The sequence below is a fragment of the Microvirga sp. P5_D2 genome (assembly GCF_054049475.1).
This window is the reverse complement of the sequence record NZ_JBFUMH010000055.1, coordinates 18,860-32,324: the sequence shown is the minus strand read 5'-3', so window position 1 is coordinate 32,324 and position 13,465 is coordinate 18,860. Positions and strand designations below refer to the sequence as shown.

Annotated in this window: 12 protein-coding genes; 5 read left to right on the top strand and 7 right to left on the bottom strand. The window is 61.5% G+C overall.

Features of this window, described 5'->3' with window-relative positions; translation table 11 throughout:
* Window positions 1-309 precede the first annotated feature (309 nt).
* Together ACXJKO_RS15630 and ACXJKO_RS15625 are read right to left on the bottom strand one after the other, a co-directional pair.
* A complete protein-coding gene (locus ACXJKO_RS15630; protein ID WP_457092011.1) occupies window positions 310-1,206 on the bottom strand; it encodes an alpha/beta fold hydrolase in 897 nt (298 codons plus the stop codon).
* Window positions 1,207-1,251: 45 nt separating this feature from the next.
* Entirely contained in the window at window positions 1,252-3,297 is a 2,046-nt protein-coding gene (locus ACXJKO_RS15625) for a lytic transglycosylase domain-containing protein (protein WP_457092010.1), read from the bottom strand.
* A gap of 189 nt (window positions 3,298-3,486) precedes the next feature.
* Here ACXJKO_RS15625 and dapA point away from each other — a divergent pair, with 189 nt between their 5' ends.
* From dapA to ACXJKO_RS15610, 3 genes are read left to right on the top strand one after another with little or no spacing between them, the layout of a single operon-like run.
* On the top strand, window positions 3,487-4,371 hold the full coding sequence (dapA, locus tag ACXJKO_RS15620; RefSeq protein ID WP_457092009.1) for a 4-hydroxy-tetrahydrodipicolinate synthase: 885 nt from the start codon (window positions 3,487-3,489) through the stop codon (window positions 4,369-4,371).
* An 8-nt stretch (window positions 4,372-4,379) separates the two neighbouring features.
* The gene (gene smpB, locus ACXJKO_RS15615) at window positions 4,380-4,853 is read left to right on the top strand and encodes an SsrA-binding protein SmpB (RefSeq protein WP_457092008.1); all 474 of its coding nucleotides are present in this window, start codon (window positions 4,380-4,382) and stop codon (window positions 4,851-4,853) included.
* A gap of 44 nt (window positions 4,854-4,897) precedes the next feature.
* Window positions 4,898-5,428, top strand: a complete 531-nt coding sequence (locus ACXJKO_RS15610) for a glycine cleavage system protein R (RefSeq protein WP_457092007.1) — start codon at window positions 4,898-4,900, stop codon at window positions 5,426-5,428.
* Window positions 5,429-5,482: 54 nt separating this feature from the next.
* On the opposite strand, the gene ACXJKO_RS15605 is transcribed toward ACXJKO_RS15610, so the two are convergent.
* Together ACXJKO_RS15605 and pyrE are read right to left on the bottom strand one after the other, a co-directional pair.
* Entirely contained in the window at window positions 5,483-6,148 is a 666-nt protein-coding gene (locus tag ACXJKO_RS15605) for a LabA-like NYN domain-containing protein (RefSeq protein WP_457092006.1), read from the bottom strand.
* 227 nt (window positions 6,149-6,375) lie between these two features.
* On the bottom strand, window positions 6,376-6,972 hold the full coding sequence (gene pyrE / locus ACXJKO_RS15600) for an orotate phosphoribosyltransferase (RefSeq protein ID WP_457092005.1): 597 nt from the start codon (window positions 6,970-6,972) through the stop codon (window positions 6,376-6,378).
* Window positions 6,973-7,620: 648 nt separating this feature from the next.
* On the opposite strand from pyrE, the gene ACXJKO_RS15595 reads away from it, so the two are divergent.
* On the top strand, window positions 7,621-8,604 hold the full coding sequence (locus ACXJKO_RS15595) for a hypothetical protein (protein WP_457092004.1): 984 nt from the start codon (window positions 7,621-7,623) through the stop codon (window positions 8,602-8,604).
* Window positions 8,605-8,619: 15 nt separating this feature from the next.
* Here the strand turns inward: ACXJKO_RS15595 and ACXJKO_RS15590 are convergent, their stop codons facing one another.
* The 3 genes from ACXJKO_RS15590 to rpoZ all read right to left on the bottom strand — a co-directional run bounded on the left by ACXJKO_RS15590 (window position 8,620) and on the right by rpoZ (window position 12,093).
* On the bottom strand, window positions 8,620-9,333 hold the full coding sequence (locus ACXJKO_RS15590) for a gamma-glutamyl-gamma-aminobutyrate hydrolase family protein (RefSeq protein ID WP_457092003.1): 714 nt from the start codon (window positions 9,331-9,333) through the stop codon (window positions 8,620-8,622).
* 6 nt (window positions 9,334-9,339) lie between these two features.
* A complete protein-coding gene (locus ACXJKO_RS15585; RefSeq protein ID WP_457092002.1) occupies window positions 9,340-11,493 on the bottom strand; it encodes a RelA/SpoT family protein in 2,154 nt (717 codons plus the stop codon).
* 189 nt (window positions 11,494-11,682) lie between these two features.
* Window positions 11,683-12,093 carry a DNA-directed RNA polymerase subunit omega gene (gene rpoZ, locus ACXJKO_RS15580; protein ID WP_457092001.1) on the bottom strand — a complete coding sequence of 137 codons (411 nt, stop codon included), beginning with the start codon at window positions 12,091-12,093 and terminating at the stop codon, window positions 11,683-11,685.
* A 419-nt stretch (window positions 12,094-12,512) separates the two neighbouring features.
* Between rpoZ and fabD the strand changes: the two genes are divergently transcribed.
* Entirely contained in the window at window positions 12,513-13,460 is a 948-nt protein-coding gene (gene fabD / locus ACXJKO_RS15575; RefSeq protein WP_457092000.1) for an ACP S-malonyltransferase, read from the top strand.
* Window positions 13,461-13,465: the final 5 nt, after the last annotated feature.

Genomic DNA, 13,465 nt, shown 5'->3' with positions numbered 1-13,465 from the left:
GTCTCCGGCCTCGACATCGGTGTGGAAGTTCTCTACGCCAATGTTGATACGGATCAGCCCCAGTTGGTTAATGGTCGTCTGCGCGACAACAACGACGTCTGGGAAGGCCGTCTCCGCGTTCAGCGCGACTTCTAATCGGACCTATCCGATCTGAAAGGGAAACCCCGGTGGAAACACCGGGGTTTTCTTTTTGCGGGCATGACATCATATCCCGACATTTCTTGAGTGCGGGGCCGGATAAGCAAAAGCCGCGTGAGGTGCGCGGCTTCCGAACGATGCAGGCTATGGGTTAGAAACGGGCGATAGCGTCTATGAAACGCCGCCGCCGGTGCCGGCTTCGGCTTGCGCGATCAGATCGCGGATCGCTTCAATGACATGGCCTGTCAGCGCTGGTGCGTGACCTTGCCCGGGCACCGTGAGTGTCTTGAGGCGCGGATGCCGCTCCTGCATCTGCACGAGAGTTTCAGTCGTCAGCAGGTCGGAATGTTCTCCGCGAATGACAAGCACCGGTAATGGCTTCAGGCCCTCGAATAGCGGCCAGAGGTCAGGCATGGGCATTTCGAGATCGAGCGCTTCGAGCGGCTTCATCAGGTTCGCGTCGTAGCTGAGAACAAGACGGCCGTCTTGCTCGTGCCAGGTTCCCCGCGCCATGTCCTCCCATTGCTCCTGGGTGTAGCCGGGAAACTGGGAACCAGAGAGAGCCTTCAGGAGCTCGCCGCCTTCCTGGATCGTCGCCGGCAAGGGAAGCTTGCCTACATAGCTGCGGATGCGCGTGAGACCTTTAGGCTCGATCACCGGCCCGACATCGTTGAGCACCGCGCCGGCCAGCAGATCCGGTCGCGTCGCGCTCAAGGCCATGGTGATGAGACCGCCGCGTGATGTCCCGATGAACACGGCCCTGCCGATTCCCGCTGCAGCCAGTACCTGCAAGGTGTCGTTGACCTCGATGCCGATATCGTATTTGCGCCAGTCGCTGTCCCATTCCGAGCGACCACGCCCTCGGTAGTCCAAGCTGAGAACCCGGCGGGGATGGGCTGCATCCGTGCTCAGGGCTTCGGCAAGCGCGTGGAAATCCTGCGCGTTCCGGGCAAGGCCCGGCAGGCAGACGACGGGAAGGGTCTTGCTGTCGCTCGGACCGTAGTCGCGCGCATAGAGCCGCAGGCCATCGGAGGCCGGGACGAAAAGATCACGATACGAGCTGCTCATTTCAAACCCAACAACGCATTGGCTTCAACGGAGCGGCATCCTGCATCAATACGCGGTCTTTGTCGCATCCGCTGTAGCTGCCTCGGGCGGTGTCGGAGCCTTCTTCTCGTTCAGGCGCTGCCGGTAGACGTGTAGGTTTTCCATCACGCGCTGCACGTAGTTGCGGGTCTCGTAGAAGGGAATGCGCTCGACCCAGTCGATCATGTCCACATCGGCTTTACGCGGGTCGCCATAGGCTTTGACCCACTTGTTCACGTTGCCGCCGCCCGCGTTGTAGGACGCGAAGGCGAGGATGTAGGAGCCCTTCCAGTCCTCCATCAGCTCGCCGAGATGCGCCGAGCCGATCTTCGCGTTGTAGGAGGGATCCTCCACAAGCCGGTTCAGGTCGAAGCCGACATTGAAGCGCTGCGCCGTACGCTTGGCGGTGGCGGGCATGAGCTGCATGAGCCCGCGAGCGCCCGCGCTCGAAACTGCCTTGGGATTGAAGGCACTTTCCTGCCGGGCGATGGCGTAGACCATGGCAGGCTCCACATCGTCGCCGACCGGGGCGAAATCCGGGATTGCGGCAAGCGGGTAAGCGTGTTGATCGAGCGGGAAACCGCGCTGCAATGCGATTTTCCCTATGGCCAGAACCGCGCGCGGGTTCTGCTGGCTTGTCGCCATGGCGGCAAGCGCATCAAGCTGGCCGGGATCGGCGAGCACCTGCGCGAAATCCGAGTAGAGGGCGAGGGCAAGCTCGCTTTCGCCTGCCTGCTGGAGCAGGCTCACCGCCTGCACGGGCACGAGCGCTTCGAAGGCGTTGCGCTCATCATCCTTCAAGGGCTCCACGGAGCGCAAAGCCACAGTCTCGCCGAGCTTTTCCTGCGCGAGCTGTCCGTAATAGGTGGTCGGGTGTAAGGCGGCCCTTCCATAGAAGATTCTGGCGTCTGCGCTCGATCCGGCGGCTTCCGCGGCGCGGGCCTGCCAATAGGCGATGCGGGACAATGAGATCGGCGTGGAGGCCGTCTGCGCGACAGCCGCGAAATGCGCTCCCGCCTTGGCCGGATCGTTCAGGAAGCGCAGAGCGATCCAGCCCGAATGAAACTCCGCCTCGATCTGCTGGGCGGGGGATTCGGCGGCATGATGGCTTGCGACGTTATAGGCGTTCTGGAAATCGCCCCGGTCGAGGAGCTCCCGCGTCACAAGGCGCTGCTCGGCCCACCATTCGTCCCCATCGACACGCAGCTCATGGTCGCGGGGCGCCTTCACGATGATGGCGGCTGCTTCAACGTATTTCTTGGCCCGGCGCAGGTAGAGCGCCCGCGAGAACATGTAGGACGGATCGTCCCGCAGGGAGGCCGGCACGGCGGCGAAGGCCTTCTCGGCCTTCTTCGTGCCCTGGTAGATGCCCATGCGGGCCTTCACCAGCGTGGCATGATCCTTACTTGCAAACCCGGCGGCGCGCTGAGCTCCGCCCCAGGCTTCCTTCAAGAGCAGGCGCTCCATGCGGTAGCGGTGATCCGCCTGGGTGAGCACCCCGGGGAAGCGGTCGAGAATGCGGTTTTCCGTCTCTGCGCCGAAGGTATCCTCGCGCCAGACCTGCTTGATCAGCTCGGCGGCTTCCTGGTCCTTGCCGTCGCTTTTCAGCGCCAGGGCAAGGGCAATCCGCCCGGATGCGGTGACGGGAGGCTGCTTCTCGAAGAAGGCACGGATCTGGGAAGGCGAGCGCCGCTCGGCGAGGAGTGAATCCTCCAGCCGCCGCCGGATCTGGTTCGTGACGGGCCAATCCGGATAATCTTGCCGGAATGTCATGATCCGCTCGAACCCCACCGGGATTCCGCTGCGGATGGCGAACCATTCCGCCGCGGCCTGGGCCGCCGGGTCCGAGAGCTTGGACTTGAGGACAGTGGCCTCGGTAACATCGCCCTCGCGATAGGCCTTGAAGATCAGGGATAGCTGTTCCAGGTCTTCCATGGCCTTTGCCGGCGGCGTGAAGCTCTCCAGGTTCGTCGGCTGCGACGATGGCGCGGTGGGAGGTTCATTGGCCTGGACGGCGAGGGTGGAGAGCTGGACGAAGGCAAAGGTCGCCAGCAAACGGATCGAAGGACGCATTGTGAGGCTCACCCGCTACCCCCTCGTTGAACGCCGCCTCTTGTTTTATGGCGACGTTTCACTTGAGGAAACACCAAGTGCCGCGCTAGGACAACTCCTCAAAGGTTTGTTTGCGCCCATGCGCCGCACCTCTTATGTGTTAAATCCCTGAGCCCACAAGTATCTGCCGCATTTTTCTCGAGGAATATCATGACCCGGTTCCAAGGCTCCATCACCGCCCTCGTGACTCCCTTCAAGGACGGAGCCGTGGATGAGGCGGGTTTCCGCTCCTTCATCAACTGGCAGATCGAGCAGGGCAGCCATGGCGTGGTGCCCGTGGGCACCACCGGCGAGAGCCCGACGCTCAGCCACAAGGAGCATGACCGGGTCATCGAGATCTGTGTGAACGAGGTGAAGGGCCGGGTACCGGTCATCGCGGGTGCCGGCTCCAACAGCACGGCGGAGGCGGTGGCCTTCTCCCAGCACGCGGAGAAGGTGGGCGCCGATGCGGTGCTCATCGTCACGCCCTATTACAACAAGCCGACCCAGGAAGGCCTCTATCAGCACTTCAAGGCGATCAATGACGCCATCGGCATTCCGATCATCATCTACAATATTCCCGGCCGCTCGGTGATCGACATGTCGGTGGAGACGATGGCCCGGCTTTACGAGCTGAAGAACATCGCCGGCGTGAAGGACGCCACCGCCAACCTCGCCCGCACCAGCCAGCAGCGCCAGTTCATGGGGCCGGACTTCATCCAGCTCTCGGGCGAGGACGCGACGGCTTTGGGCTTCATGGCCCATGGCGGCCATGGCTGCATCTCGGTCACCTCCAATGTCGCGCCGCGCCTCTGCGCCGAGATGCAGGAGGCCTGCCTCAAGGGCGATTACGCGAGCGCCCTGAAGGTGCAGGACCGCCTGATGCCGCTGCACACCAACCTGTTCATCGAGACCAATCCGTCGCCCGTGAAGTACGCCGCCTCCGTGCTCGGCCTCATGGAAGACAATGTGCGCCTGCCCATGATCCCGGTTTCCGAGAGCACCAAGATTGCGGTGCGCTCTGCTATGGTCCATGCGGGCCTGATCAACGCATAAAGAGACAAATGTCCAAAGACCCGAAGAGCGGAAACCGCGTCGTCGCCGACAACAGGAAGGCGCGGTTCAATTACGAAATCACCGATACCTACGAGGCCGGCATCGCGCTCACCGGCACGGAGGTCAAATCCCTGCGCACCGGCAAGGCCACCATCGCGGAAGCCTATGCCGGCCCGTCGGGCGAGGAGTTCTTCCTCTTCAACGCCTATATTCCGGAATACCTGCAGGCGAACCGCTTCAACCACGAGACCAAGCGCCCGCGCCGCCTGCTGCTGCACAAGCGCCAGATCGACAAGCTCATCGGCGCTACGCAGCGCGAGGGCTTCACCGTGATCCCGCTCAAGATCTATTTCAACGAGCGCGGCCGCGCGAAGGTGGAACTCGGGCTCGGGCGCGGCAAGAAGCTCCACGACAAGCGCGAGACGGAGAAGGAACGCTCCTGGAACCGCGAAAAGTCGCGCCTCATGCGCGACAAGGGCTGACAGAACGGCCTTGCGCTCTAACTTCCCTCATGGGGAGAAACAGCATGGCATCCGTCGCATTGGTTTCCGTTCTCGGCCCGGACAGGGTCGGGCTTGTCGCCGCGATTGCGGAGAATCTGTTCGATATCGGCGTGAACCTGCGGGACACGACTTTCGCGGCTCTGGGTTCAGGCGCCGAATTCGTGGCGATTTGCGAGTTGCCGGCGGGACTTGAAGCGCGAGAGGTCGAGGCGGGGCTTAAAGAACTTCCTGAGCTTGAGGGCTCGGAGGTGAGGGCCGTGCCTTACGCGTTCGACCCGAGCCCCGGACCTGCGGGCAGCGTCACGCACCGCATCACCATTAGCGGCGGCGATCAACTCGGTTTGGTCGCGCGGTTGGCCGAAGTTTTCAAGCAATACGACGCCAACATCGTGCGCCTTGAGGCGCGCAAGCTCTCGCAGGCCGAGGGCGGTCTCTATGTGACGCGCTTCGCTGTCTTCATTCCGGAAGAGCAGGTCAATCTGTGCCTCGCGACCGTGAGCAACACGGCGGGCTCGCTGGCGTTGGATTGCGAGGTCGAGGCGAGCACGCTTTAAAAGAAAATGGCCGGGACGAACCCGGCCATCGCTGCATTCTTTTCGCAGAAAACCTTAAAGGTCGAACTCGTCGTCCTGGCCCTGGCGGATGCCGTAGCGGCTCTCCAGCGCGCCGTTCTTCGGCTGGCCCGGCTGCGGGCGCGGAGGACGATCCGGGCGGTCGTTGCCCTCGCCGGGCGCGCGCTGCGGGCGATCCGAGGGATCGCGGCCGATGCGCGAGGAAAGCTGCGACAGATCCAGGAATTCGTCAGCCTGGCGGCGTAGTTCGTCGGCCACCATGGGAGGCTGCGTGGTGATGGTGGACACCACGGAGACGCGAACACCCCGACGTTGCAAGGCTTCGACCAGCGAGCGGAAATCGCCGTCCCCGGAGAACAGGACCATGTGGTCGATATAAGGGGCGAGCTCGAGCGCATCGATGGCGAGCTCGATATCCATATTGCCCTTGACCTTGCGGCGGCCGGCGGAATCGACGAACTCCTTCGTTGGCTTAGTCACCACCCGATAGCCGTTGTAATCGAGCCAGTCGATCAGCGGGCGGATGGAAGAATATTCCTGATCTTCGACAAGCGCAGTATAATAAAAAGCGCGAACCAGGGTGCCGCGGCCCTGAAATTCCTTCAGCAGGCGCTTGTAGTCGATATCGAAACCAAGCGTCTTTGTCGTAGCGTAAAGGTTGGCTCCGTCAATGAAGAGCGCTATCCGCTGCTGGGTGGACATAAGTATTCTCTGTTTGTGTCTGCATGGGTGGTATAACAACCTTCTTTGTCAAAGCGACATCTAATATTTACGCTGGCAATTCACTTGCGAGATAAAACATGACGTGCCCGAGAACAGGCTGCTATTACCCTCAGACGAGATAAAGCGACAACTTCAAATACTTAATGGCGTGTGCGCGCCAAGAGTCAAGTTGGCAGAATAGGGGCAGTCAACCCTTTCCTTCGAAATTAAACAGATTTTTGTGATTTCAAGCTCCGGCTGCCCGGTTTGACAGCTGGAAGCGCCGCCAATTCGGGCGGCAACTGGTCCGCCGGGTAGGCCGGTATGTCGAGCTGAACGAGCGAAACGAACGGCACGCCGAGATCCGCCTTGCCACCGGAGCGATCGATCAAGCAGGCAGCGCCAAGCATCGTGCCCGGGTGTTCCTTAAGGGAAGCAAGGCATTCGCGAGAAGACAACCCCGTGGTCACGATGTCCTCCACCATGACCACCCGCGCACCTTCGGGAATCGTGAAGCCGCGGCGAAGCACGAACTCACCGTTCTCGCGCTCAACAAAGATCGCCTTGGCGCCGAGATGCCGGGCCGTCTCATAACCTGGARCAATGCCGCCGACCGCTGGCGAAACCACGTAGTCCACCTTGCCGAAAGCTTGCTCAATCTTCTCGGCCAGCGCCTTGCAGACGCGCTCGGTGCGAACTGGGTCCTGAAACACGAACATCTTCTGCAGGAAGACCGGACTGTGCAGCCCCGACGAGAGAATGAAGTGCCCCTCCAGGAGCGCACCGGCGGAGCGGAATTCATCGAGAACGTCGTTCTGGGTCATGGCGGCTTCTCCTGCGTGTGGGCTGTTTGGCAGGAGGGGCAGCGGGAGGCAAGAGGTGGTTCGTTAGCTTAGCCAACTCTTGTGTGCGTCAACGCACTTGAGAAATAAAATATCATTCTAATTCCTCAGGGAGCGTAAATACGGGGAATGAACATGAGTTACTACATCAGCGGGCATTGGACATATAGTCTTGAACTCACTGGAGGCGACACTGTMCATGTTTATAATACAGGTCTCCTTGAGAATTCGAAGCCGAGCATTACCAGCCTCGGCTCTTCTCAGAAAGTTATTGTCGAAGGCTCTATCTATTCGCATGAAGGTACAGCCGTTACCCTTGGCAACCTTAGCTGGATCAACATTTCTGGTGGTACTGTAAAAGGGAAGACTGGCGCCATCTCAATAGGAGAGATGAGGGATGGCGATGCCATTTTTAATACAGGAGCTGTCATAGCAACTGAGGGAACKGCGATTAGAGGCGCTGGGTATCTAGCCGTTAGTAACGGTAACTCCGTCAAACACGGTCTCATCTCAGGCACCGATTTTGCCATCGATTTTACCTCTGCCCCAAGTCGAACCGGGCTCATCGTAGATAACTATGGTTCGATCGGCGCGAGCACGGCCATTCGTAGTGGTGATTCCGACGATAGCGTGACCAATTTTCAAGGCGTCATAGAAGGAAAGGGCGGGGTCGCAATTTCGCTGGGCGGCGGAAACGATACCTTCCGCGGCAAGAACGGCACCGTCCTCGGGCGCATCGATATGGGCTCAGGGCAAGACCGTATTTACGTTGGCGCCAATGCCGAGACGATTGATGGCGGGGATGACCAGGATACCGTCATTTTCGCAGGAAGGCGTGACGACTACGTTGTGACGAAGGGCGAGGGCGGGGCATTTCGGATTAAGGACGCCCGTGTCGAGGGAGACATTGGGGATACCATCTATGGATGCGAGCTCTTCAGCTTCAATGATACGGTCATCAAGGCGGCAGACCTGATCCCTTCGTCCGGTGGTGGCACAGGCGGCGGCACAGGAGGCGGTGGTACCGGTGGAGGTGGCACTGGCGGTGGTGGCACGGGAGGCGGTGGTGGAGCCGGCGGCGGCACGGGCGGCGGTGGAACCGGTGGCGGTGCTGGTGGTCCCGGTCCTTCGCTTCCGCAACCGTCCAATCTCGACAAGGTGATCTTCGGCACGCGTGGCAAGGATGCGCTGCTTGGCGCTGCCRGCAACGACAAGCTCTATGGCCTGTCAGGCAACGACGTTCTCACCGGCGGCGCGGGCCAGGATGTGTTCGTGTTCGACACGGCGCTCGGCAAGGGCACGAAGAAGAACAACCATAACAAGAAGGTGAACTACGACACGATCACCGACTTCAACCCGACCGACGACGCGATCTGGCTCGACAACGCCGTGTTCAAGAAACTCGGGAAGGTTGGCTCGGAAGCAGCGCCGGCCAAGCTGAATGCGAAGTTCTTCAAGATCGGGAAGGCTACCGACAAGAACGACTTCCTGATCTACAAGAACGGCGTCGTCTTCTATGACGCGGATGGCAACGGCACGAAATACAAGCCAGTACAGATCATGAAATTCGCCAACAAGGCTGCCGTGACAGCCGACGATTTCTTCATCGTCTGAGTTTTGAGGCGGCCCTTATCGAGTGCGATGAGGGCCGTCTTTCGCCGCTTGCACGAAAGCCTCGAACAGCTTGTTTCCCGGGTGGTCCTGTCCGGTGAAAAGCTCCTGATGCCACTGCACGCCGATGGCGAAGGGGTGAGAAGGTAGCTCGATGGCCTCGATGATGCCGTCCGGCGCGGTGGCGCTGACCACGATACTGTCCGCCGGTTCGACCACGCCCTCACGATGGAACGTGTTCACATTGATCTCGTGCCTGCCGATGATGCGTGCCAGCGCAGTGCCGGGTTTCACCGATACGGGATGCATATGCCCGCGCTTGTCGTGCTCCAGCACATGCGAGCCGAGAGAGCGGATGTCGGGTGACAGGCTGCTGCCGGCGATCCCTGCGAGAATCTGCATGCCGTTGCAGATGCCGAGCACGGGTTTGCCGCGTTCGAGGAAGCCGCGCATGAGCGCGACCTCCACATCGAGTCGCTCGGATTCCGGTGCGTTCGATGTCTGCCCTTCCAGAAACCACGTGTCGGGAAAGGCGAAGCGTCCGCCGGTGCTTAAGAATCCGTCGAACTCGTTCACGACGGTTTCGACCATGTCCATGAAATAGGGAACGCCAAAGGACATTCCACCGGCATTGTGAATGGCGGCGAAATATTTCTTCGTCATGTCATAGCGCGTGCCGTCGACGCTGGTGTTCTCGTCCATGATGACGGCGATGCGCGGTTTCGATGACATGGCTGCTTATCCGGTGACGCGATCCACGCGGCTCACCACGCGCTTGGCGCGCAATTCCGCGATGATGGCGTTGAGGTGCTTCAGGTCCCACACGGTGAGGTCGATGGTGACGTCCGTGAAGTCCTGTGTGCGGCGCCTCATGTTGACGTTGTCGATATTGCCGTCGTGGTCTGCGATCACCTGCGCGATCTGCGCCAGCGAGCCCGGCTCGTTGATCGACTGCAGCTTGATGCGCGCAGGGAAACGCTGCGAGGAATTGGATTCCAGATCCCAGCGCACGTCGATCCAGCGGTCGGGCTCGTTGTCGAAATCCGCGAGCGCCGATGACTGGATCGGATAGATCGTGACGCCTTCGCCGGGCGTCAGGATGCCCACGATGCGGTCGCCCGGAACCGCGCCACCTTCCGGCGCGAAGCGGATCGGCATGTCCTTGTTGAGGCCGCGAATGGGGATGCCGTCGGGCTGGTCATCGGCGGTCTTGGACGCATCGCCATCGGGTTTGCCTGCACCACGCCGCTCATCCTTGTAGTCGGGATAGACGGCTCGCACCACATCGCCGGAGAACATCTCGCCGCGACCCACAGCCGCCAGCACATCCTCGATGGAGATGCGMGCGAGGCGGGGCAGGGCGCCTTTCAGTTTCTCGTCGGAGAAGGCGCGGCCCGCGCGCTCGAAGGCGCGTTCCAGAATTTGATGGCCGAGGCCGGTATATTGCCGGCGCACGGCGGCGCGGGTGGCGCGGCGGATCGAGGCGCGCGCCTTGCCGGTGACCACGAGGGATTCCCACGCGGCCGGAGGCGTCTGGCCTTCGGAACGAACGATTTCCACCTCGTCGCCATTCTGCAACTCGGTGAGCAGAGGCGACATGCGCCCGTTGATTTTGCAGCCGACAGCCGTGTTGCCGACATCGGTGTGCACTGCATAGGCGAAGTCGATAGGCGTGGCGCCGCGGGGCAGGGCGATGAGGCGGCCCTTGGGCGTGAAGCAGAAGACCTGATCGTGGAAGAGTTCGAGTTTGGTGTGCTCCAGAAACTCTTCCGGATTGTCTCCTTCCGCCAGCAGGTCGATGGTGCGGCGCAGCCATTGATAGGCGCGGCTCTCGGTGGCGAGGCGCGAATTGTCGTGAACGCGTTCCTTGTAGAGCGCGTGCGCGGCGATGCCGTATTCCGCCACCTGTTCCATGTCCGCCGTGCGGATCTGCAACTCGACGCGCTGGCTGCCGGGGCCGATGACGGTGGTGTGGATCGAACGGTAATCGTTCTGCTTCGGCGTCGAGATGTAGTCCTTGTAGCGCCCCGGCACCATCGGCCAACTCGTATGCACGGTGCCGAGCGCCCGGTAGCATTCGTCGAGGGTGCCGACGATGATGCGGAAGGCGAAGATGTCCGACAATTGCTCGAAGGAGACGGATTTGCGTTCCATCTTCTGCCAGATCGAATAGGGCCGCTTCTGGCGTCCCTTCACCTCCGCGCTGATCCCCTGGGCCTGCAGCTTCGTGGTCAGGGTTCGCTCGATCTCGTCGACGAGCTTCTCGTTCTTCGTCGACAATTCGTGCAGGTGGCGCTTGATAGCCTCGTAGGCTTCCGGATCGAGGTTCTGGAAGGAGAGTTCCTCCAACTCCTCGCGCATCTCCTGGATACCCATGCGGCCGGCGAGCGGCGCGTAGATTTCGAGCGTCTCCTGCGCGATGCGCTGGCGCTTCTCCACCGGCATGAACTGGAGGGTGCGCATGTTGTGCAGGCGGTCGGCGAGCTTGACCAGCAGCACGCGCACATCGTCGGCGATGGCGAGCAGGAGCTTGCGGAAATTCTCGCCCTGGGCCGCGCGCTTGGAGACGAGGTCGAGCCGCTTGATCTTGGTGAGGCCGTCCACCAGAGCGCCGATCTGGGGGCCGAAGGTCTTGTTGATCTCCTCCAGCGTCGCCTCGGTATCCTCCACCGTATCGTGAAGCACGGCGGCCGCGATGGTCGCCTCGTCGAGCTTCATGTCGGTGAGAATGGCCGCGACTTCGAGAGGGTGGCCGAAGAACAGGTCGCCGGATGCGCGMTTCTGGTTGCCATGAGCCATCATGGCATAGACATAGGCCTGGTTGAGAAGCGCCTCGTTGGCCGACGGGTTATAGCGCTTCACCCGCTCGACAAGTTCGTACTGGCGCATCATACGGTCGCCAACTCCTTCACACCCGGTCTATCTGGCTGAAATCAGAAGAGTTTAGGATATTGTACAACGTCTTCTGACCGCAAGCTGAATAGCTTGCTGCAGGCGGCATAACCCGCCCTTGGTTAAAGCAATAACGAAAAAGCCCGGCACTTGGCCGGGCTTTTCCAATAAAAACTTGGGATCGAGCGTTTATTCGCGGTCGTCGTCGTCCGCGCTGCTGCTCGGAGGCACGAGGCCCTCCAGGCCGCGCAGGAGATCGTCTTCGCTCATGCGGTCGAACTGCACGTCCGCATCGTTGTCGCTGCCGGTCGAGGGAGCGGCGGCTGCGGTGTTGCTGAGCATGGGAACGGCCTCGGCCTCCGGCTCGTCCACCTCGACATACTTCTGCATGGAGTGGATGAGCTGCTCCTTCAGGTCGTCGGGAGCAATCGTCTCGTCTGCGATCTCGCGCAGCGCCACGACGGGGTTTTTGTCGCGGTCGCGGTCGATGGTGAGCGGCGAGCCCGAGGAAATCAGGCGGGCCCGGTGGCTGGCCAGCAGCACGAGCTCAAACCGGTTGTCGACCTTGTCGATGCAGTCTTCGACGGTCACGCGAGCCATGCAGGCGCTCCTTCTTCAGGTTCGTAAAATAGCGGAAGAGCGACCGGATACACCGGTTGCTGCCGGAAAACAAGAGGAAGCGTGCCCGTACAGAGGCTTAAGCGACCCGCGATCCCCAAAAGCCGACAGGGTGCGTGCCCGCACGCCGTCAGAAGAGGGGAGTTGATACACTGTATCGGTCATCGCGTTTGGGGCGATATGGGAATCCTGATGGCCGCCCTGTTCAGCTTCGCACAGAAAACAGGCCGCGTGCTGACCGGACGGTTTTCCCGGCCCCGGCGGTTTGACGGGAGCCTTTTGATAGGCTGGCGGCTGATCTGAAGCCTGGATGAGCCTTAAGATGCGGCGCTTTGCCTTGACTCCGGGCCTCACGGGTGCCAGTTCCGCCCGGACTCGATGCAATAAAGGTTCCGCTCCCGATGAAGCGCGCATTCATTTTCCCGGGCCAGGGAAGTCAGGCCGTGGGCATGGGCAAGGCCCTTGCCGAAAACTTCCCCCAGGCCAAGGCCGTGTTCGATGAAGTGGACGAGGCCCTCTCTCAGAAGCTGTCCGCGATCATGTGGGAAGGCCCTGCCGAGGACCTGACCCTGACTGCCAACACCCAGCCGGCGCTGATGGCCGTGAGCCTAGCGGCGATCCGGGTTCTGGAGGCCGAGGCCGGTCTCGACCTGAAGAAGCATGCCGCTTACGTGGCGGGCCACTCGCTCGGCGAGTATTCCGCGCTTGCCGCCGCCGGCAGCCTGTCCATTGCCGATACGGCACGTCTCCTGCGCATTCGCGGCAACGCCATGCAGAACGCGGTTCCCGTGGGGCAGGGCGCCATGGCGGCGCTTCTCGGGCTCGAATTCGATGCAGCGCTGGACGTGGCCCGTGAAGCCGCCCAAGGCGATGTCTGCGATGCGGCCAATGACAACGGCGGCGCGCAGGTCGTGGTCTCAGGCCACAAGGCCGCCGTCGAGCGCGCCGTCGTCATCGCCCAGGAGAAGGGCGCCAAGCGCGCCGTGATGCTGGCCGTATCCGCCCCCTTCCATTGCGCCCTCATGCAGCCCGCGGCCGATGCCATGCGCGAGGCTTTGGCCGGCGTGACCGTGAACGCCCCGATCGTGCCCGTCGTCGCCAATGTGGAAGCGGCTCCGATCATCGACCCGAATGCGATCCGCGATGCGCTGGTCCGTCAGGTCACCGGCACCGTCCGCTGGCGCGAAGGCGTGGCCTTTATGGCGGCTGAAGGAGTTGAATCATTTTATGAGGTTGGATCGGGTAAGGTCCTGACCGGACTCGTGAAACGTATTGCTGCCGGCGCGACATCCACCGCCATCGGGACCCCCGAGGACGTCGCCGCCTTCAAAGCATCCCTTCAAGGATAAGAGGA

Coding starts and splice junctions, on each gene's coding strand:
- ACXJKO_RS15590 (WP_457092003.1), bottom strand. CDS start 9,333: ATGTCATCGAAACCGCGCATCGCCGTCATCATGGACGAGAACACCAGC.
- dapA (WP_457092009.1), top strand. CDS start 3,487: ATGACCCGGTTCCAAGGCTCCATCACCGCCCTCGTGACTCCCTTCAAG.
- ACXJKO_RS15625 (WP_457092010.1), bottom strand. CDS start 3,297: ATGCGTCCTTCGATCCGTTTGCTGGCGACCTTTGCCTTCGTCCAGCTC.
- ACXJKO_RS15605 (WP_457092006.1), bottom strand. CDS start 6,148: ATGTCCACCCAGCAGCGGATAGCGCTCTTCATTGACGGAGCCAACCTT.
- fabD (WP_457092000.1), top strand. CDS start 12,513: ATGAAGCGCGCATTCATTTTCCCGGGCCAGGGAAGTCAGGCCGTGGGC.
- rpoZ (WP_457092001.1), bottom strand. CDS start 12,093: ATGGCTCGCGTGACCGTCGAAGACTGCATCGACAAGGTCGACAACCGG.
- ACXJKO_RS15630 (WP_457092011.1), bottom strand. CDS start 1,206: ATGAGCAGCTCGTATCGTGATCTTTTCGTCCCGGCCTCCGATGGCCTG.
- smpB (WP_457092008.1), top strand. CDS start 4,380: ATGTCCAAAGACCCGAAGAGCGGAAACCGCGTCGTCGCCGACAACAGG.
- ACXJKO_RS15610 (WP_457092007.1), top strand. CDS start 4,898: ATGGCATCCGTCGCATTGGTTTCCGTTCTCGGCCCGGACAGGGTCGGG.